Annotated in this window: 18 protein-coding genes; 7 read left to right on the forward strand and 11 right to left on the reverse strand. The window is 65.2% G+C overall.

The window, feature by feature from the left end; genetic code table 11:
• Window positions 1–337: 337 nt before the first annotated feature.
• A complete protein-coding gene (locus tag AC0WRY_RS05485; RefSeq protein WP_194406020.1) occupies window positions 338–1,354 on the forward strand; it encodes a TorF family putative porin in 1,017 nt (338 codons plus the stop codon).
• Window positions 1,355–1,424: 70 nt separating this feature from the next.
• Here AC0WRY_RS05485 and AC0WRY_RS05490 read toward each other — a convergent pair whose 3' ends face one another.
• On the reverse strand, window positions 1,425–3,182 hold the full coding sequence (locus tag AC0WRY_RS05490; RefSeq protein ID WP_194406021.1) for an ABC transporter ATP-binding protein/permease: 1,758 nt from the start codon (window positions 3,180–3,182) through the stop codon (window positions 1,425–1,427).
• 314 nt (window positions 3,183–3,496) lie between these two features.
• Here AC0WRY_RS05490 and AC0WRY_RS05495 point away from each other — a divergent pair, with 314 nt between their 5' ends.
• Window positions 3,497–5,161, forward strand: a complete 1,665-nt coding sequence (locus AC0WRY_RS05495; RefSeq protein WP_194406022.1) for an L-lactate permease — start codon at window positions 3,497–3,499, stop codon at window positions 5,159–5,161.
• A 131-nt stretch (window positions 5,162–5,292) separates the two neighbouring features.
• Window positions 5,293–5,691 carry an META domain-containing protein gene (locus tag AC0WRY_RS05500; protein ID WP_194406023.1) on the forward strand — a complete coding sequence of 133 codons (399 nt, stop codon included), beginning with the start codon at window positions 5,293–5,295 and terminating at the stop codon, window positions 5,689–5,691.
• 129 nt (window positions 5,692–5,820) lie between these two features.
• Here the strand turns inward: AC0WRY_RS05500 and AC0WRY_RS05505 are convergent, their stop codons facing one another.
• From AC0WRY_RS05505 to AC0WRY_RS05515, 3 genes are all read right to left on the reverse strand, one after another.
• Complete coding sequence (locus AC0WRY_RS05505; protein ID WP_194406024.1) at window positions 5,821–7,032, reverse strand: hypothetical protein; 1,212 nt, start codon at window positions 7,030–7,032, stop codon at window positions 5,821–5,823.
• A gap of 196 nt (window positions 7,033–7,228) precedes the next feature.
• Window positions 7,229–8,860: a chaperonin GroEL gene (gene groL / locus AC0WRY_RS05510; RefSeq protein WP_194406025.1), complete on the reverse strand. Its 1,632-nt coding sequence runs from the start codon at window positions 8,858–8,860 to the stop codon at window positions 7,229–7,231.
• Window positions 8,861–8,977: 117 nt separating this feature from the next.
• Complete coding sequence (locus AC0WRY_RS05515; protein WP_097657489.1) at window positions 8,978–9,274, reverse strand: co-chaperone GroES; 297 nt, start codon at window positions 9,272–9,274, stop codon at window positions 8,978–8,980.
• Window positions 9,275–9,590: 316 nt separating this feature from the next.
• Between AC0WRY_RS05515 and AC0WRY_RS05520 the strand changes: the two genes are divergently transcribed.
• Window positions 9,591–10,112, forward strand: a complete 522-nt coding sequence (locus AC0WRY_RS05520; RefSeq protein WP_063197393.1) for a hypothetical protein — start codon at window positions 9,591–9,593, stop codon at window positions 10,110–10,112.
• A gap of 189 nt (window positions 10,113–10,301) precedes the next feature.
• On the opposite strand, the gene AC0WRY_RS05525 is transcribed toward AC0WRY_RS05520, so the two are convergent.
• Window positions 10,302–11,087, reverse strand: a complete 786-nt coding sequence (locus tag AC0WRY_RS05525) for a protein phosphatase CheZ (protein WP_194406026.1) — start codon at window positions 11,085–11,087, stop codon at window positions 10,302–10,304.
• Window positions 11,088–11,402: 315 nt separating this feature from the next.
• On the opposite strand from AC0WRY_RS05525, the gene AC0WRY_RS05530 reads away from it, so the two are divergent.
• Window positions 11,403–12,230 (forward strand): L,D-transpeptidase, encoded by an 828-nt coding sequence (locus tag AC0WRY_RS05530; protein ID WP_194406027.1) that lies wholly within the window; start codon window positions 11,403–11,405, stop codon window positions 12,228–12,230.
• Between the two features lie 72 nt (window positions 12,231–12,302).
• On the opposite strand, the gene AC0WRY_RS05535 is transcribed toward AC0WRY_RS05530, so the two are convergent.
• From AC0WRY_RS05535 to AC0WRY_RS05560, 6 genes are all read right to left on the reverse strand, one after another.
• A complete protein-coding gene (locus tag AC0WRY_RS05535) occupies window positions 12,303–13,130 on the reverse strand; it encodes a DUF2076 domain-containing protein (protein ID WP_194406028.1) in 828 nt (275 codons plus the stop codon).
• A gap of 126 nt (window positions 13,131–13,256) precedes the next feature.
• Window positions 13,257–14,102, reverse strand: a complete 846-nt coding sequence (locus tag AC0WRY_RS05540) for a ChbG/HpnK family deacetylase (RefSeq protein WP_194406029.1) — start codon at window positions 14,100–14,102, stop codon at window positions 13,257–13,259.
• Entirely contained in the window at window positions 14,099–15,145 is a 1,047-nt protein-coding gene (locus AC0WRY_RS05545) for a glycosyltransferase family 2 protein (protein WP_194406030.1), read from the reverse strand. The genes AC0WRY_RS05540 and AC0WRY_RS05545 overlap by 4 nt, the downstream gene beginning before the upstream one ends.
• A 99-nt stretch (window positions 15,146–15,244) precedes the next feature.
• Window positions 15,245–16,222 carry an ATP phosphoribosyltransferase gene (gene hisG / locus AC0WRY_RS05550; protein ID WP_194406031.1) on the reverse strand — a complete coding sequence of 326 codons (978 nt, stop codon included), beginning with the start codon at window positions 16,220–16,222 and terminating at the stop codon, window positions 15,245–15,247.
• A gap of 3 nt (window positions 16,223–16,225) precedes the next feature.
• Window positions 16,226–17,377 (reverse strand): ATP phosphoribosyltransferase regulatory subunit, encoded by a 1,152-nt coding sequence (locus AC0WRY_RS05555; protein WP_194406032.1) that lies wholly within the window; start codon window positions 17,375–17,377, stop codon window positions 16,226–16,228.
• A 121-nt stretch (window positions 17,378–17,498) separates the two neighbouring features.
• Entirely contained in the window at window positions 17,499–18,269 is a 771-nt protein-coding gene (locus tag AC0WRY_RS05560; RefSeq protein ID WP_491122767.1) for a 16S rRNA (uracil(1498)-N(3))-methyltransferase, read from the reverse strand.
• A 211-nt stretch (window positions 18,270–18,480) separates the two neighbouring features.
• Here AC0WRY_RS05560 and AC0WRY_RS05565 point away from each other — a divergent pair, with 211 nt between their 5' ends.
• Together AC0WRY_RS05565 and ubiA are read left to right on the forward strand one after the other, a co-directional pair.
• Window positions 18,481–19,143 (forward strand): hypothetical protein, encoded by a 663-nt coding sequence (locus tag AC0WRY_RS05565; protein WP_194406034.1) that lies wholly within the window; start codon window positions 18,481–18,483, stop codon window positions 19,141–19,143.
• A complete protein-coding gene (ubiA, locus tag AC0WRY_RS05570; RefSeq protein WP_194406035.1) occupies window positions 19,140–20,078 on the forward strand; it encodes a 4-hydroxybenzoate octaprenyltransferase in 939 nt (312 codons plus the stop codon). The genes AC0WRY_RS05565 and ubiA overlap by 4 nt, the downstream gene beginning before the upstream one ends.
• Window positions 20,079–20,141: the final 63 nt, after the last annotated feature.

A 20,141-nucleotide genomic window follows, 5' to 3' on the forward strand; every position in this document is an offset into this window, starting at 1 on the left:
CGGCCTTTTTGCATCGCCACGGGTTACCCCCGGAAGTCGCCCTTTCCGTTGCGTGGCTGATTCGTAGCCCGGCTGCCACGGCTGGCTGCCTTCCCCGTACTTGCACGGTCCCTCCGTGCATTTTGGAAGGCATATAATGTGATCGAGAAGACACACAGCCCGACAACCTTTCGTGGAATCGCCAAAACGCCCAAAAAGTCGGCAGATGCCCGTGATTTTTGCTTCACGGCCCACATCCCTCAATCCAAATTGTCGCGGTAACGCGATTTTGCGCGGGTCGTTCGCCCCGGGGGGCTTCCGGGATCCGACTGGGTAAGAACTGGTGATGGGGATCGAAATGAAGAAAGTAGCTTTGTTGGCAACGGCGCTGGCAATGGTGACGACGGGTTCGGCTTTCGCGGCAGACATGGCGGTGAAGGCCAAGAAGGCCCCGCCGGTGGTTGCTTTCGATCCGTGGGATGTCGCCTTCGGCGCCGCGATCATGAACGACTACGTCTTCCGCGGTATCACCCAGTCGAACCACAAGCCGTCGGTCGCTGCCTATTTCGAGCCGCGCTACAACGTCACCAAGGACTTCCAGCTCTATATCGGCGTGGCCGGTGAGAGCATCTCCTTCCCGAACCGCGCCGCGGCCGAGATCGACATCTACGGCGGTATCCGCCCGACCTTCGGCGCCTTCGCCTTCGATATCGGCGTCTGGGGTTACCTGTATCCGGGTGGGACCTGCTATTACGGCGCGCCCGTCGACACCGCTGGCAACGCGCTCAGCGCAGAGTGCGCCACCAACGCCCTGGTGAACGGCAACGTCATGAAGAAGGACGTCAGCTTCTTCGAAGTCTACGGCAAGGTGAATTACACCATCAACGACAACTGGAGTGTCGGCCTCAACGAGTACTATTCGCCGAACTTCCTCAACACCGGCGCTTGGGGCAACTACACCTCGGTCACCGCCAAGTGGACCGCGCCGAGCACGACCTTCGGCGCGAGCGGCGTCGGCATGTACGTGTCGGGTGAATTCGGCCGTCAGTGGTTCGGTACCTCCGATTCCTTCTACGGCACCGGCATCGCCAGCCCGCTGGGTGGCGGTCCGTTCCCGAACGGCATCAAATACGCCGACTACAACACCTGGAACATCGGCGTCGGCTTCACCTACAAGGTCGCGACGCTGGATCTTCGCTACTCCGACACCGATCTTTCGAAGGCGAACTGCAACGCCTTCACCAGCGACAACACCGCCACCTTCAGCGGCAGCTTCAGCAGCATCAATCCGTCGGGCGTCGGCTCCAAGTGGTGCGGTGCGACCGGCATTGCCAAGCTGTCTTTCGACCTGACGGCGATGACGAACCTGAAGTAAGTTTCGTCCCGAGACCATCTACCAGGGCGGCAGAGCAATCTGCCGCCCTTCTGTTTTTGAGAGCGGGTGCTTACCGCGCCGCGCTCGGCTCCCGGGCCGGCTCGCCGGCCTTGCCGAGGACGTGGATCTCGTCGTCCTGCACCAACGCCACCTTGCGGGTATGGAAGGCGTCCAGCGTCGAGCGGTGGCCGATCGAGACGATGGTGGCCTGTGGCAGTTTCTCCGTCAGCAGCCGATAGAGCCGGTCCTCGGACGGCTCGTCCAGCGAGGCGGTCGCCTCGTCGAGGAAGAGATAGTCCGGCCCATGCAGCAGCGCGCGGGCGAGCCCAAGGCGTTGCTGCTCGCCGAGCGACAATGTCCTGTTCCAGTGACCGTCCTCGTCGAGCCGCTCCGCCAGTCGGGGCATGCCGACCGCAACCAGGGCGTCGCGGATATTCTCGGGCGGGATGGAGCCGTGCCCGGCCGGGTAGATGACGGCGTCGCCGAGCGGGCCAATCGGGAAATACGGCCGCTGCGGCAGCATCATCAGCTTTGCCTTCTCAGGAATGGCGATCGCTCCGGTGCCGAACGGCCAGATGCCGGCCATGGCCCGGAACAGTGTCGACTTGCCGGAACCGGAGGGGCCGGTCACCAGCACCCGCTCCGAAGGCTGGATCGTGAAGCCGTCGGCTGCGACCAGAGGCGTGCCGTTCGGCAGCTTGACCAGCAATTGCTCAAGCGCGATCGCCTTGCCCTGCGATGGCGCGACGTCGATGGTCGGCTCAAGCGCCGCGCCGTGGGCTGCCGAACTGACCGACATCTCGAAGCCGTCGAGGCGGGCAATCACGGAACGCCACTCGGCGAGCGAGCGATAGGCGGTGACGAAGAAGGACAGCGCGTCCAGCACGCTGCCGAACGCCGAGCCGGTCTGTATCATGTCGCCGAGCTGGATGCGCTTGGCGAAATAGGCGGGCGCCACCATGACATAGGGAAATAACGTGGCAGCCTGGCTGTAGCTGGCCGTGAAGGCGGTCAGGCGCTTGGTCCGGCTCATGATGTCGTACCAATTGCCGATGACGAAGCCGAAGCGCTGCAGCAGACGCCCGCGCTCGGCGTTCTCGCCTTTCAGAAGGGCGATCTGTTCGGAGTTCTCACGGACGCGGATCAGGTTGAAGCGGAAATCGGCCTCGAAGCGCTGCTGCTCGAAGTTCAGATTGATGAGCGGGGCGCCGATCCAGTGCGTCAGCGCGGTACCGGCGATCGCATAAGCCACTGCGGCCCAGACCAGAAAACCGGGGACGACGATATCGGTGCCGTAAATGTACAAGGGGGCTTTGTAGGACAGGCCCCAGAGGATGACGACGAAGGAGGCCAGCGTCACGACCGAGGACAGAAGGCCAAGGCCGATGGTCAGCGTCTGCTCGACGAAGGTCTTGACGTCCTCGGTGATGCGCTGGTCCGGATTGTCGGCGGCGTCGCCCTTGAGCTGCATGCGGTAATGGGTGGCGCCGTCCAGCCATTCGCCGAGATAATGTTGCGTCAGCCATTGCCGCCAGCGGATCTGCAGCCACTGGTTCAAATAGAGCTTGTAGACGGCGAGCGCGACGAAGGTGAAGGCAAGGCCGAGGAAGATCCAGACCTCCTTGATGAACTCGGGCAGGTCGTAGGCTTGCAGCGCGCTGTAGAACCGGTTCTGCCATTGATTGAGCAGCACGTTGATCGCGACCAGGACCAGCTCCATGGCGACGACGACGGCGAGCAGGCCGCGGCCGGCCCATTTGTCCTCCGACCGGAAGTAAGGGACGGCGATTCGCCAGACGATCGCGAGCGTGGCGCTGATGTTCTTCACAGAGCGGGTCTCCTCGGGGGAATGTGGACAAGTGCCCGGAGCCAAGGACTTGAAGCCATGGCGAAAAGCGGCGCGCTTAGACTAAAGTCGCAAGGTCTGCAATTTGCGTTGTCTTGTCGCACCCGGCAACCCTAGCATGGTGCTCGACGGCGCGGAGTAGGGGTGCTCCGGGATTTCGCGACCTTGTGAGCGGATGGGAACCGCCACAGTCGCGAGGAATTCGCGTCCAGCTCGGGGGTTATCGCTTCAGCGTCAAGCAGGTTCGGCTCTCCACGCGGGCCGCCTGCCGCAAACATGCGTGGGGGAGGAAGACCATGTGGAATCAAATCTATGATCCCTTGCACAGCCCGGTGCTGTCGACGATTGCGGCAGCGGTGCCGGTCGTCACGCTGCTGGTCCTGATCGCGAGCGGCCGCGTCCAGGCGCATATCGCGGCGATCATCGCCGTGATCGTGGCCAATCTGATCACGATCTTCGTCTTCACCATGCCGGCCAACATGTCGATCCGGGCCTCGGTGCTGGGCATCGTCACCGGCTTCTTCCCCATCGGCTGGATCGTGCTCAACGTCATCTTCCTTTACCAGGTGACGGTGAGCACGGGACGCTTCGAATTGCTCAAGCGCGCCATCGGCGGCGTCACCGAGGACCGGCGGCTGCAATTGCTGCTGATCGCATTCTCCTTCGGCGCGTTCTTCGAGGGCGCCTCGGGCTTCGGCACGCCGGTCGCGATCACCGGCGCCGTTCTGATCGGCCTCGGCTTCTCGCCGCTGGCGGCCTCGGGTCTGTCCCTGATCGCGAACACCGCGCCGGTCGCCTATGGCGCGCTGGGCACGCCGATCCAGGGTCTCGCCTCGGTCACCGGGCTCGATCCCTACATTCTCGGCGCGATGGTCGGCCGGCAATTGCCTTTCTTCTCGCTGATCGTGCCGTTCTGGGTGGTGTGGGCCTTCGCGGGCTGGAAGGGCATGAAGGACGTGTGGCCGGCGATCCTGGTCACGGGCATCTCGTTCGCGGTCCCGCAATTCGTGATCTCCAACTACATCAATCCCTGGATCGTCGACATCGGCGCGTCGCTGATCTCGATGGGCGCGTTGATCCTGTTCCTGAAGGTCTGGCAGCCCAGGCAGCTCTGGCTGTCGCCGGCGCTCCGCGGCCGCGATGAATCGGCGGCCACCATGGCGGCGGCGAAGCCGCTCGACAAGACGCCCCTGACGCAGAGCGAGCTGTTCAGCGCGCTGCTGCCGTGGATCATCGTCTGCATCGTGATGCTGATCTGGGGCAACGGCGCCTTCAAGACCTGGGCGAACTCGATCTTCGTCTGGAACTACCCCGTGCCCGAGCTGCATCAGATGATCAACAAGATGCCGCCGGTGGCGCCGGGGCCGACCAAAGAGAGCGCGGTGTTCGGCTTCACCTATCTGTCGTTCACCGGCACCGGCATGCTGATCGCGGCGATCATCTCCGGTGTCCTGATGGGCGTCGGTCCCGGCCGGCTCTTGACGGAATACGGCCGCACCATCCGCCTGTGCGCGATCTCGCTGATCACGATCTCCGCGATGCTCGCGATCGGCACCTTGACGCGGCTCTCCGGCGTCGATGCGACGCTGGGTCTGGCGTTCGCCGCAACCGGCGTGCTCTATCCCTTCTTCGGCACGCTGCTCGGCTGGCTCGGCGTCGCGCTGACGGGATCGGACACGGCGTCCAACGTGCTGTTCGGAAACCTGCAGAAGATCACCTCCGAGCAGCTCGGCCTGTCGCCGGTGCTGATGGCGGCGGCGAACTCGTCCGGCGGCGTCATGGGCAAGATGATCGACGCGCAGTCGATCGTGGTCGCCTCCACCGCCACCAACTGGTACGGCCACGAGGGCACGATCCTGCGTTTCGTGTTCTGGCACTCGATCGTGCTGGCCTGCCTCGTCGGTGTGCTCGTGACGTTGCAGGCCTATGTCTATCCGTTCACGGCGCTGGTCCTGAAGTAACGGGCCACGTCCGGCTTCGACAAATCCCCGCGAGGTTCGCCCCCGCGGGGATTTTTGCGTGCGGGCGAACCTTCTCAATGGGGCCGCCGTCTTATAGAAGGTGCCGCAAATCGGGTCGGACGAGAGGTCTCATGGTTTCGCTCAAGCAGATGGTGTGTGCGGCGGTTGCAATGCTCGCGATGTCCACGCTCGCGCGTGCCGAGGACGGTTTTCCGTTCGGCACCGAGATGACGCTGGAAGCGTTGCCGCAAGCAGGCTCCAAGCGGATTCCGAACATCGAGATCGGCGACCATGGCGAGGTCTTGCTGGAGCTCTGGTGCAAGGGCGGCAAGGGCCAGTTCTCGGTCGCCGGCAACACCGTGATCTTCGTGCCCGGGCAGATCCAGGATCGCTCCTGCCCGCCGGCGAGAGCCCAGGCAGACGACGAGCTCGTCGCGGCGCTCTCCAGCGTCGAGACCTGGAAGCGCCAGGGCGACGTGCTGACGCTGATCGGCCCGAAGTCGCTGCGCTTCAGGACGACGGGGAATTAGGGATCTGTCATTCCCCGCGCAGGCGGGGAATCCAGTACGCCGCAGCCCCATCGATCCAATCACAACCATCTCGGAGTACTGGATCGCCCGCCTTCGCGGGCGATGACCAAGGGTGGTGTGCGTGTTGTATCACTTCCACACCGACTTGTCGGCGTCCCAGCGCTGGCCCCTGAGCTCCTTGGCGAGCGCCTCGATCGAACCGTTGTCGTCGGGCTGCTCGCCTTCCTCGTCCACCGAGGCGTCGTCGGAGAGATTGAGCTTAGACCCGCTGCTCTCGTCGGCGGTCGTCGTCGCGGGGCTGCCGATCCAGAGCATGAGCTTGTCGGTGGTGCCCGGCTTGTCCGGCGAGACAAGGCCTGCGACCTCGATCGTGTCGGTCAGCTCGAGCGCGGGAAAATCCTGGTTCGGCCGCTTGAACACCAGCTTGAGCTTGCCGGTGGCGGGGTTGAAGCTTTGCGAGACCGGCTTTGCCGCGAGCGTCCGGCTCAGGACGTTCGCAACAGTGCTCGCGAGCTTGTTGCGGTTGATCTTGTCCCCCTCGCGCCACTCGGCCGCGGGAAAGCGGATCGTGCGGTCCATCTCGGTCATCCCGGCGGTCCAGCCAGCGGCGGTGACGCCTGGCGTCGCCTTGAACTTCGCCAGCAGCGCGCCGGCGCGCTCGGGATCGACCGACATGTTGATGGTCTGCTCGCCTGCGCGCAGCGCATCGCAGCCGACATTGAGGCTCGCCAGCGTCACCTCGACGTCCTGGCCCTTCAGGCTCTTCAGGAAGTCGGTTGCAGCGTCGAGCTTGACCTTGACCGCAATCGCCTCCGGCGAGACGTCGGTGAAATCCTTCGGCTGCGGCGTGATGCCGTCGTCGGAGGTCTGATTGTCCTGAAATTCCTTCTCGCTGAGATCGGAATTATCGGGCGAGGTGACCTCGGTCACCACTTGGCCGATGCTGATCTGGCCGCGAAACTCGAAGGTGTCGCCGCTCTGCTTGCGCAGCAGCTTGACGCTGACGGGGGCCTTCTCACCGACACTCTGCGTGGTGCCGGTCAGGTTCTGGCCCGCGACCTGAAGATTGACGACGAAGCGGTCCTTGCGGTCGGAATTCTTCGCGATGGGGTAACAGACGTCGAGTACCGCCGCCGTGACCGTCTTGCCCTGGCGCGTCTCCTTCAGGATCACGTCGGCATTGCCGTCCATCAACCCGTCGATCGAGGTGAAATAGCGCGTCTCCACGCCACCGGGCGCCGTGGCCTTGGGCGACAGCTTCATCTGGGCGGAGGCGACCTCCGGTGAAACTGCCAGCAGAACTGCCAACAGGGCTGTCGAACAAACCAGAAGCGCGCGCATCGACGACATCCTCGAGCAACGAGCATGATCCGGAAAAGTGAGAAGCGTTTTTCCGAAAAGATCATGCTCAAACAATAGAATCGGCGCCACCGTAGTGGTTTTTGGCCGTGGATTGAATTGGAAAGCGGTACCCATCGTTCCCAAAAAGAAGGCCGCCCGGAGGCGGCCTTCGCAATCGTGTCAGGTGAAGTCGGCCTCAGAAGCCGCCCATACCGCCGCCAGCGGGCATGGCGGGCGCGGCTTCCTTCTTCGGCGACTCGGCGACCATGGCCTCGGTGGTCACCAGCAGGCCGGCGATCGAGGCGGCGTCCTGCAGCGCGGTGCGCACCACCTTGGCGGGGTCGATGATGCCCTTCTCGACCATGTCGACATAGTCCTCGTTCTGGGCGTCGAAGCCGAAGGTCTCCGACTTGTTCTCCAGGATCTTGCCGACCACGATCGAGCCTTCCACGCCGGCGTTCTCGGAGATCTGGCGGATCGGAGCTTCCAGCGCTTTCAGCACGATGTTGATGCCGGCCTGGACGTCGGCATTGGCGTTGCTAAGACGGCCGACCGCCTTCTTGGCGCGGAGCAGCGCGACGCCGCCGCCGGGGACGATGCCTTCCTGCACCGCGGCCCGGGTGGCGTTGAGCGCGTCCTCGACGCGGTCCTTCTTCTCCTTGACCTCGATCTCGGTCGCGCCGCCGACGCGGATCACCGCGACGCCGCCCGCGAGCTTGGCGAGGCGCTCCTGGAGCTTCTCGCGGTCGTAGTCCGAGGTGGTCTCCTCGATCTGGGCCTTGATCTGGCCGACGCGGGCCTCGATCTCCGGCTTCTTGCCGGCACCCTTGACGATCGTGGTGTTCTCCTTGTCGATCACGACCTTGCCGGCGCGGCCCAGCATCTTGACCGTGACGTTCTCGAGCTTCATGCCGAGGTCTTCGGAGATGAGCTGGCCGCCGGTGAGGATCGCGAGATCCTCGAGCATGGCCTTGCGGCGATCGCCGAAGCCCGGCGCCTTCACCGCGGCCACCTTCAGGCCGCCACGGAGCCGGTTGACGACCAGGGTGGCCAGCGCCTCGCCCTCGACGTCCTCGGCGATGATGACGAGCGGCTTGCCCGACTGCACCACGGCTTCCAGCACCGGCAGCATGGCCTGCAGGCCCGAGAGCTTCTTCTCGTGCAGGAGGATGTAGGCGTCCTCGAGCTCGGCGGTCATCTTCTCGGGGTTGGTGACGAAGTAGGGGCTGAGATAGCCGCGGTCGAACTTCATGCCCTCGACGATGTCGACTTCGGTGTCGAGCGACTTGTTCTCTTCGACGGTGATGACGCCCTCGTTGCCGACCTTCTGCATCGCCTGGGCGATCATCTTGCCGATGGCGGCATCGCCATTGGCCGAGATGGTGCCGACCTGGGCGACCTCGGAGGAGGCGGCGACCGGCTTGGCGCGCTTCTCGATGTCCTTGATGACGGCTGCCACGGCGCTGTCGATGCCGCGCTTGAGGTCCATCGGATTCATGCCGGCAGCAACCGCCTTGGCGCCCTCGCGCACGATGGCCTGGGCCAGCACGGTCGCGGTGGTGGTGCCGTCGCCGGCGAGGTCGTTGGTCTTGGAGGCGACCTCACGCACCATCTGGGCGCCCATGTTCTCGAACTTGTCCTCGAGCTCGATCTCCTTGGCGACGGTGACGCCGTCCTTGGTGATGCGGGGAGCGCCGAACGATTTCTCGATGACGACGTTGCGGCCCTTCGGGCCGAGCGTCACCTTGACGGCGTTGGCGAGAATGTCGACGCCGCGCAGCATGCGATCGCGTGCGTCTCCGGAAAACTTGACGTCTTTGGCAGCCATGTCTGCAGTCCCTCGTGTTTCGTGATGTGTCTTGTTTTGTGCTGTCGGGCGGAATGATGGATGCCCGGACCGCCTGGATCCGGGCATCACATTCAGCGGCTGTTCAGGCGGATGGCCTTAGGCCAGAACGCCCATGATGTCCGACTCCTTCATGATCAGGAGGTCTTCGTTGTCGATCTTGACCTCGGTGCCCGACCACTTGCCGAACAGCACGCGGTCGCCGACCTTGAGGTCGATGGGGACCAGCTTGCCGGCCTCGTCACGGCCGCCGGGGCCGACGGCGACGATTTCGCCCTGGGACGGCTTTTCCTTGGCGGTGTCGGGAATGATGATGCCGCCCTTGGTCTTTTCCTCGGCGTCGATACGTTTGACCACGACACGGTCATGCAGCGGACGAAATTTGGATTTAGCCATGACGTTTCCCTTTGGAGGCTCGCTTCGGAAGGTGTGGAAGTGGGTGGGGCGGCGCTTCCGTCCGGCCCCTATCCCGAGGATCGAACGGCGCGCTTAGCAATCGGGCTTTCCGAGTGCTAATAGTGGGCCCGGAAATATGGCTTGGCCGCGATCCTGTCAAGCAAAGGTGGTTAAGCGGTTGTTGAGGCGGATATAGGATGTTGGCATTGGAAACTTGTTCGGGGCACAGACGTATCAAAGGACGTCATTGCTCCGGCAGCTTTTTTGCGCTTGGCTGCGGGAGGGGTGCGGCCATGGTTTTGTCCGGGGGAATGCCATGATCAGTTCAGCTCACGCGCGCACGGTTGCCAATCTGGCGGCCGCCTCTTGTCTGGCGCTGCTGCTGGGCGCCTGCGGCGGCGGCATGAGCCTGCCGTCCTTCTCGTCGTCCTCGCCGCCGCCCGACGCCGAGCCGGGCGTTGCTCCCGAAATGCCTGCGACCATTCGCGCCGACGAGATCGTGGGCCGCTGGGGCCTGGCCTCGTTCCAGAACCCGGCCGACCGCGCCCGCACCGAGGCGGCCGCCCGGGCCCAGTGCAAGAACCCTTACGTGATCACCGCCGGTTCCTCCGGCGGCGTGATTATGCATCTGGCCGACCAGGCGACGCCGCAGGAGCTGCGGCTGAAGGGCTCGCCGAGCGGCAAGAACTACATCGGACCGGCGGGCCCGACCCCCGGCGAGCAGGACCGCGAAATCGTCTCCTTCGACGGCCGCGTCCTGATCACCCGCTTCATCGACAAGGACGCCGCCACCCGCTACGGCAACATGGTCTACGTCCGCTGCGCGCCGAGGGCGTAGCACTCGCTCCGCCGTCATGCCCCGCGCAGGCGGGGCATCCAGTGCGCCGCGGCCTCTCGGCTCAATCATTGCTGTCTCTGGAATACTGGATCGTCCGCCTTCGCGGACGATGACAGCGGAGATGGTGGATCCAAAAGCAAAAACGCCAGCCCCCAGGGCCGGCGTTTCGCTTTTCCGTATCCCGTCCGCTCAGTCGAACAGCGCGTCGATGTCGTCCTGCGAGGCGTGGCCGACGTCGCCGGAGAGCTTCGGACCGTTGAGGAGCTTTTCGTCCTCGGTGCGATTGTCGACTGGGGCCGGCACATGCGACTTGATGGCGTCGACGCCGCCCCAGATGTCCATCATCGCATTGATATGCTGCTCGATGAACTTCATCGTGGTCATGACCTTGCTGATGCGCTGGCCGGTCAGGTCCTGGAAGTTGCAGGCTTCGAAGATCGAGATGACGCGTTCCTGGATGTCGTCGGCGAGCCGCTTCTGCTGGTCGATCGAATCCACTTTGGACATCGCGCTGGCGGCCTGGTCGATCGATTCCGCGGCTTCGAGGATCTGCTGGGTCGCCTGCTCGGTACCGCCGACCACCGCGCCGAGCTCGCCATTGACCTTGGCCATCTCGCCGCCGTCGAAGCTCTTGCCGTGCAGCGTCGCGATCTCGCGTTTGGTGCGATCGATGGCGTCGTGAATGAGGTCGAGCTCGACCTTCAGCTTCTCGCACTGTTCGATCTGCGCCCGATAGGTTTCGAGCATGGTGCGGGCTTCGGAAAGCTCGTGGGCGGTGGAGGCATCGATCGCCGCCATGGCCGCGCTGCCGGACAGCGGTGCCGCTACGACGCCCTTCGCCATCTGGGCGCGGATCGCACGTAGCTCGGCCATGATCTCGCTATGCATCGGGATTGCCTCTTCAGTTACGTCCAAAATCGGCATCTCGCCACCAGCGATATCCTCAACGCGAAAACGTTTGCGGTGAACAGCCATCAGGATACTCCCCCCACCTCACTCACGCGTCTTTGTAGGCAGAAGCGATTTAACACGAAGTTCACAGCAGGAACTGTTGTGCGGGCTCGCGCGACGCCGTGCAAAGAAGCGATTAACCATGGCCGCGCCGCGTTCATCGAAAATAAACGCTGATCGCCAAATTGCCGTGCGCCTGACGACGTGGTGAATCCAAACCCGCGTTCCGTTTACCAAACAAAACGGCTTTTGCTTTTTATTGACCACGTCGCGGCGGCGGATCAGCCAGGCGCCTTCCACGACGCATGTGATCTAGACGAAACAGTACAGAGTACGTCGATGTTCAAGAAAATGCCTGTCGCGCTGCTCGCCAGCGCTTGCACCTTCATTGCCGGCGCGAACGACGCCAGCGCCTTCGACAACACCGTGCCGAACGATCCGCCCGCGGTGCTCTATGCGCCGCAGGTGCCGCCGGCACCGGTGCGCGTCGCCTCCAATGCCAACATGGGCGGCGGCTTCATCGAGTTCCTGTTCGGTGATGGTCCCGGCCGCGGTCCGGCCTACGCGCCCGAGCGGCCGGTGTATCAGCAGCAGCCGGGTTATTACGATCAGCGCCGTCTGCCGCCGATGGGCGAGCTGCAGATGCAGGGCGGATATCAGCAAGGCGGATATCAGCAAGGCGGACTGCAGCAGGATGCGGTCGATCCGCGGCAGCGTCAGTTCGATCCGAAATTCGAGAAACAACTCGTTGACTATAGCGGCAAGGAAACTCCCGGCACGATCGTGGTCGATACCCCGAACAAGTTCCTCTATCTCGTCGAGGGTAACGGCCGGGCGATGCGCTACGGCATCGGTGTCGGGCGCCCCGGTTTCACCTGGTCAGGCGTGAAGTCGATCACGGCCAAGCGCGAATGGCCGGACTGGACGCCGCCGGCGGAGATGATCGCCCGTCGCCCCGATTTGCCCCGGCACATGGAAGGCGGCCCCGAGAACCCGCTCGGCGCCCGCGCGATGTATCTGGGCTCGACGCTCTATCGCATCCACGGCTCCAACGAGCCCTGGACCATCGGCACCAACGTTTCCTCCGGCTGCATCCGCATGCGCAACGAGGACGTCATCGACCTCTATGGCCGTGTCAATGTCGGCACCAAGGTCGTGGTGATGTGAACCCTGAGTAAGACGCTCGAAATGAAAACGGCCGCCTCATCAGCGGCCGTTGTTTTTTAAAAGAACCGCGACTTACGCGTAATCGCTGCCGCCATCGTCGTCGCCGCCGAAATCGCTGTCGTCGGCCATGTCCATATTGCCGTCGCCGTTGTCGTAGTTCTGATCGTTGTTGTCATTGCTCCGATCGTTCGACGCCTGGTCGAAGAAGCCCTGGCGGGACTCGCGGTTCGAGCCGATGTCGTCGAGACCGGCATCGCGCGCGAGCGAGCCGCCGGACTGGTCGCTGCCGCCCCAGGGGCTTCCACCAGCGCCGCGGTCACCGAGCGCAGCGCTATCGCCGAAACCTTGCTGGTGCGATCCGCCCATCATGCCGCGGATGCTGGAGAGCAACAGCGAGCCGCCGACGACGCCGGCCGCGGCCGCCGCCGCCGTGCCGAGGAACGAGCCGCCGCCACCGCCGACGGGCGGAGCGCCATAACCCTGGCCCGGACCTTGGCCGTAGGCCTGTCCATAAGGCGGCGGTGCGCCGTAACCCGGCTGGCCCTGCTGCATTGCTCCGCCGGTGTTCCAGACAGGCCGCTGCTCACGCGGCGGCACGTTCGGAACCGAGCCGCGCGAGGGGCCTCCGCCGAACAGCGTGTCACGCATGGTGTCGAGGAAGCCGCCGGACTGTGCCTGCTCGGGTGCATGGGCCGCCTCCAGCTCCTGGATGCGGTTATGGGCGCGCTTCAACGCCTCGTCCTGCAACAACGTGGTCTGGACCAGCGCATAGACCGCGCCGGGCGCCTTGCGCAGCCCGTCGGAGATCGCGGCGATCGCGTCGGGATCGCGCGGTGCATTTTCCAGTTTCGAAAGCCGGTCGAACAGGTCGTCGACGAGCTGGCGTTCCTGCGGCGTCATGATCAATCTCCCTCGCGCAAAACAAGCGCGAGGCAGATGTAGGGTTCCATTGTGGCCCCAACAGTGCCGGCCGGATTAAATTTCGGTATGCGACAAGCTGCCTCTGCGGCTTGCTGTCCGCCTTTGTCACCTCAGCGTGGCGCCACTGTCCGCCAGCAGACGCGGGAAGGCGTCGCTCGCGAGATAGGCCTGCTCGCGTTCGCGGACATCCGTCATCGGATCGAGTCCGGCGAGGACGTCGTCGACGAAGCCGGGATGGCACATCACGAGGCCGCCATCCGGCAGACCTTCCAGGAACTGCCGCATCAGCTCGCCGAAATCGGTCGCCCGCGCGAAGTCATAGGCGCCGGCGAAGCCGGGATTGAAGCTCAGACCGGCGCTGCCGGCGCGGCGGCGGAATTGCGTGCTGAGCACATCGAGCACCAGGGCCTTGGGAGAGGCCAGCCGCTGCTTGAGCGGCAGGTCGCGGCCGCCCTGGCGCACCCAGGCGTTCGGCGCGCCATCTACGACAGCATCGACGAAGCCGTCGCGCACCTGCGGATAAAGCTGCACATGCTGGTGGCCGTCGACGAAATCGGGCGCGCGGCCGAACGCCTCCGTGAAGGCGGCGAGCTGCGCCTTCACCTCGTTGCGGAAGAATTCGCGATCGAGCCGCCGCAAGACGCCCGCGCGCAGCAGCTTCGGAAACGGCATGAACATGTCGCCGTCGAGCGGACGGAAATGTATGGTGAGGGGGCGGAACGGCGCCGACAGCGTCACGTGCAATCCGATCGCGCAGCGCGGGCTCGCTGCCGCGGACGCCTGGAGCGCTTCGATCTCGCTGCGTTCGATCGCCGGGCCCACCATCATCACCGAGGTGGCGTTGAGGCGGCCGCGTTCGATCAGGTCGCGGATGGCGCGGTTGACGCCCGGGCTGATGCCGTAATCGTCGGCGCAGAGCCAGATCCGCCGCAGGTCCGCGGCCTCGCTCATTCGGCCGCCGTCCTCTTCGCGGCGTCGTCAGCCTTGTCGGTTTCGAAGCGCTTCTCGCTGTGCTCGGCGACGAAGTAGATCGGGCGCGCCTTCAGCTCGGAGAGGATCTTGCCGATATATTCGCCGACGATGCCGATCATGATGAGCTGCACGCCGCCGATCGTCATCAGGCCGATCACGAGCGAGGGATAGCCGGGCACCTGCTTGCCGGTCGTGAGCACCTCCCAGAGGATCGACAGGCCGAACAGGAAGGCGCCTCCGGCGAGGATGACGCCGAGCAGGCTGGCGAAGCGCAGGGGCGCCACCGAAAACGAGGTCAGGCCCTCGATCGACAGGCCGAGCAGGCTTGCGGCGTTGAAGGTGGTGACGCCATGGGAGCGCGCCGCGGGCTCGTAATCGACGCGGATCTGGCGGAATCCGATCCAGCTGGCGAGGCCTTTGAAGAAGCGGTTGCGCTCGGGCAATTGCCTGAGGGCTGCGACCGCGCGCGGGGAGAGCAGGCGGAAATCGCCGGCGTCCTCGGGAATCTTCTGGCGTGCGCCCCAATTGATCAGCGCATAGAAGCCGTGCACGGCGACGCGGCGCAGGAAGGTCTCGTTGTCGCGATGCGCCTTGGCGGTGTAGACGACGTCATAGCCGTCTTCGATCCAGTGCCGCACCAGCTGTTCGATCAGGGCCGGCGGATGCTGGCCGTCACCGTCCATGAACATGACGGCGCCGAGCCGGGCGTGGTCGAGGCCGGCCATCAACGCCGCCTCCTTGCCGAAATTGCGCGAGAGCGACACCACCTGGACGTCGATCGCATCTGCCGGCAGGCTGCGTGCGATGGCCAGCGTCGCATCCTTGCTGCCGTCGTCGACATAGACGATCTCGCAAGACAGCCGGTAGCGCTCCCGCAAAACTCTTGCGAGATCGCAGACGCGCTGATGCAGGGCGCCGAGGCCGGCCGCCTCGTTGAAGACGGGGACGACGATCGACAGTCCCTTCGCGGCGGCGCTGGCCGCATTGGTCGTCATGCCTGATACGTCAGAGCCCAGCGTCATCGGTCGAGGTTCCAGAGGCGGTCTAAGTCATCTCAACAGCATATGGTAGCTGCCGTTTGCTGTCGCAAAGCTGAACGAAAAAGCCGAGCGGACCTGGGCTCACCGCCGCAGGAACGCTTCGAGCTTTGCGAACAGCGGGTTCTCGCGGTCGAACACGTAATCGAGCGAGACCACCGAGACGGTCTCGGCGCCATGCTCGCGCAGGAAGCTCGCCAGTGCATAGAGCTGCCCCGGTGGGCAGTGCAACGTCAGCATGCCTGACGAGGTCGGTCCGCCGAACGGGGCCTCGACGCCGAACCGGCTGTGGGCCTCGCCGAGCAGGGCGGCGTCGCATTGCCGGAAGCGGGTGCGGACCTCGCGGTATTTGTTGGCCCGCGCCCGTGCCGCGATGTGATCGAGGATCACGCGCGCCGTCTCGCGGGCCTGCGGCGACCAGTCCGCGTCCTTCGACGCCACGAGATTGGCCTGGCTGCGCAGGATCATACCGTCGTCGAGCACCCGCAGGCCGTTGGCGGCAAGCGTCGCGCCGGTCGTCGTGATGTCGACGATCAGCTCGGCGCTGCCGGCCGCAGGTGCGCCTTCGGTCGCGCCTGCGCTTTCGACGATGCGGTAATCGGTGATGCCGTGGGTCTGGAAGAACGCCCGGGTGAGATTGACGAACTTGGTCGCGACCCGCATCCGCATGTGATGCTGCTCGCGGAAGCCGGTGGTGACGTCGTCGAGATCGGCCATGGTGCGGACGTCGATCCAGGCCTGCGGCACCGCGACGACGACGTCGGCATAGCCGAAGCCGAGCCCGTCGATCAGCGACACGCGGTTGTCGGCATCGGCGATGTTCTCGCGCACCAGGTCTTCGCCGGTGACGCCGAGATGCGCGACGCCCCGCGACACTTGCGATGCGATCTCGCTCGCCGAGAGATAGGCGACCTCGACATTGTCGAGGCCGGCGATGGTGCCGCGGTAGTCGCGCGCGCCGCCGGCCTTCGACAGCTTCAGGCCCGCGCGGGCAAAGAAGGCTTCGGTGTTCTCCTGCAGGCGGCCCTTGGAGGGAACGGCCAGAACGAATGGCGCGCTCATGACTTAAGCTCCCACCTTGCGGCCGATCCTGGTCAGCGCATCCACCCAGACCGAGAAGCCGACCGCGGGAATGGGTTCAGACGATCCGAGCTGGGTCATCAGCCCGTCATAGCGGCCGCCGGCGACCAGCGGCTCGGCGCCGTTGCCGCGGTGATGCAGCTCGAATTCGAAGCCGGTGTAATAGTCGAGGCCGCGTCCGAACGCGGTCGAGAAGCGCGCCTGCTTCACGTCGATGCCGCGCGCGGCCATGAAGCCGACCCGGCTTTCGAACTGGTCGATGGCCGCGGCAAGGTCGAGCTTGGCATCATTGGTGAGCGCGCGCAGCGCGGCGATGGAATCGTCGGGGCTGCCCGATATCGACAGGAAGCGCTTGAGCACGGTGATCGCTTCGCGCGACAGCGCGCCGCCCTTCAGCGTCGATTGCTCGAGGAAGCGATCGGCGATCTCGGCGGTGGTGCGGCCGCCGACATTGGTGGTGCCCGCGATCGACATCAGGTCGGTCACGAAGGCGAGCGCGGCCTTGCGGTCGGAGCCGGCGAGGGCTGCGAGCACGCCCTCATATTCGCTGCGGGTCGCGGTGGTCGCGGCCGCCAGCCGCTCCAGATCCTGCTCCAGGCTGATCTTGCGGTTGAAATCCTTGACCAGGCGGCGGCGCCAGACCGGGTAGAGGTCGAGCGCGTCGAGCAGTGCGTTGAACAGCGCCACGTCGCCGGTGCGGATCTCGACGTCGCGGACGCCGAAGGCCGCGGTCGCCTCCAGCGCCAGGGCCAGCGTCTCGGCATCGGCCGCGGCGCGGTCCTGGCGGCCGAACGATTCGATGCCGGCCTGCAGGAATTCGCTGGCCTGGCCGCTGCGGTAACGAAACACCGGGCCGAGATAGCTGAAACCGGCCGGCTGGCCGGCGCGGCTGGAGGCGAGGTAGTCGCGGGCGACCGGAATGGTCAGGTCCGGGCGCAGGCACAGCTCCTCGCCCGTGAGGTCCGTGGTCAGGTACAGGCTCTTGCGGATGTCCTCGCCGGAGAGGTCGAGGAACGGCTCGGCCGGCTGCAGGATCGCCGGCTCGGCCCTGACATAGCCGGCCTGCGCGAACGACAAGAGCAGCGTATCCGCCCAGGCGGCGGAGCCGGCAGCATTTGAGGTGGCAGTCGCGGTCATAACAGGGGTCCATCATCCCGGTGGAACCGGGCAGGGCAAGGGGAAGGACAAGAATTGCGCAGCCCTTAGCATGGCCGATGCGCGGTTTCGACCTCCAAAGGATCAATCGCTTAACGGGGAATCAGCTGGACTTGGCTTCGGTGGTCCGGCCGCCCCAATCGCCCAGCACCGCCTGGACCAGCGCCAGCGCCGCCACGGCGGCCGTGTCGGCCCGCATGATCCGGGGACCCAGGGCCAGCCGGAGGATCTTGGGCTGCCGCAGCAGGAGGGCCCGCTCTTCCTCGGCGAAGCCCCCTTCGGGGCCGATCAGGACGTCGATACCCTGGGCGGCCTCGCGGGCGGCCTGCAGGCTCTGGACCGGGTTTTCGACTTCCGCGGCCTCATCGCAGAAGATCAGCAGCCGGTCGGCCGGGCGCTGGCTCAAAAAGCGCTCCAGGGCGACCGGTTCGGCGACGGTGGCGATGCTCAGGATACCGCACTGCTCGGCCGCCTCGACGACATTGGCCCGCATCCTCTCGGTATTGACCCGCGAGGCCTGGGTGAACCGGGTCAGCACCGGCTGCAGGGCGGCGGCGCCCATCTCGATGGCCTTCTGGACCATGTAGTCGAGCCGGGCATGCTTCAGCGGGGCGAAGACGTAGGCGAGGTCGGCAAGCCGGTCCTGCGGCCGGGTCTGCTGGAGGATGACGAGGCCGTCCGGCCGCTTGCGGCCTTCAATGGCGGCCTGCCACTCGCCGTCGCGGCCGTTGAAGGCCAAAACCTCGGCCCCGGCGGCGAGCCGCAGCACGTTGCCGAGATAATTGCTCTGGTCGCGGTCGAGCGCGACCCTGGCGTCCTGGGCAAGGGAGGCATCGACGAACAGGCGGGGAGCGCGAAAATCGTGGGCGGGCATCGTTCAAAAGTCCGATTTGGCGCCGTTATTAACCGAAAGCAGCCCTTCCGGGGGTAAATATTGCCGAACCGCTGCGTCGGCGCGCCGCGCTCTTGCCCTATTCGGCGGGTTGTTAAGCGCCGGCGGGAATCGTAAAATCGCGAGCACGCTGGTTGCGCTTCTATTGGGAAGACGCCGGACCCCGTCAGCTCCTGCCGGAGAGAATTTCTTGATGATCCGTCGTTTGATGGTTCCGATCGCTGCGGCCATGGTCACCATGGTTGCCTCAGGTGCTTACGCGCAAAGCGCGTTCCCGGCGCCGCTGCCCAATCAGGCTCCCGCCAGTTCGGCGTTTCCGCCGGTGAACGGTGCGGCGCCGACCGCGTCGGTCGGTGCGGCTCCGCAATCGTCATTTCCCGTGAACGGCGCCGCCCCGATCGGTGGCGCTGGTGCTTTCAGCGCGGCGCCGCCGACGCAGGCCGGTCCCGGCGAGGACTGCATGAAGGCGTTCATGCCCCTGCGCGAAGAGGCCGAGAAGCGCGGCAAGCTGATCAAGGCCGCGAGCGACCGTCACGCGCCGCCTGACGAGGCCTGCAAGCTGATCCGCAATTTCAGCCAGGCCGAGTCGAAGATGATCAAGTACATCGACACGCACGCCGCCAAATGCGGAATCCCGCCGCAGGTCGGCGCGCAGATGAAGGACGGCCACAAGAACACCGAGGCCATGGCGACCAAGGTCTGCAACGTCGCGACGCAGATGCAGCAGCAGCAGGCGCGCCCCGCAGGCCCGTCGCTGAGCGAGGTGCTGGGCTCGGGCTCGGCGCCTGAGGCCAATGCCGGCAAGAAGGGCGGTAGCACCTTCGACACACTCAACGGCAACGTCCTCACCCGATGAGCGACACATCCGCCCGCGTTGCCGATTCCACCGGCAACTGGGTCGATACACGCGCGCCGCAATGGGCGCGGCCTTACCTCCGCTTGTCCCGCTTCGATCGTCCGATCGGCTCTTGGCTGCTGCTGATGCCGTGCTGGTGGTCGGCAGCGCTCGCGAGCGGCATGGCGCATGACGTCCGCGGCCTGCCGCTGACCATCGTCCTGTTCTTCATCGGTGCCTTCGCGATGCGCGGGGCGGGCTGCGCCTGGAACGACATCACCGATCGCGATCTCGACGACAAGGTCGAGCGCACCCGCTCGCGGCCGCTGCCTGCGGGGCAGATCACCGTGACGCAGGCGCTGGCCTTCCTGGTCGCTCTGGCGCTGGTCGGGTTGGTCGTGCTGCTGCAGTTCAACCACTTTGCCGTCATGACCGGCATCGCCTCGCTCCTGGTCGTCGCCATCTATCCCTTCATGAAGCGCGTCACGTGGTGGCCGCAGGTCTTTCTCGGGCTCGCCTTCTCCTGGGGCGCGCTGATGGGCTTCGCCGTCACCTTCGGACGCATCGACGTCACTGCGCTGGTGCTCTATGCCGGTTCGATCGCCTGGGTGATCGGCTACGACACGATCTATGCGCATCAGGACGCCGAGGACGACGCGCTGATCGGTGTCAAATCCACCGCGCGCCTGTTCGGCGCCCATACGCATCAGGCGCTGATCCTGTTCTATGGCGTCGCGGTGATGCTGATCGGCATCGCGCTGGCCTCGGGCGATGCGCGCTGGCCGGCCTGGCTCGGGCTCACCGCCTTCGCTGCGCATCTGGCGTGGCAGATCATGCGCTTGCGGATCGACGATCCCGAATTGTGCCTGCGGCTGTTCAAGTCGAACAAATATGCGGGCCTGCTGCTGTTCGCGGGATTGCTCGCGGACGCGGCGATGCGGGCACAGCTCTCGTAGGATGCGCAGGGCGGATCAGCGAAGCGCAATCCGCCAAATTCTGTCCGAGTAGAACGCAAAGAG

The sequence above is a fragment of the Bradyrhizobium sp. T-12 genome (assembly GCF_058314695.1).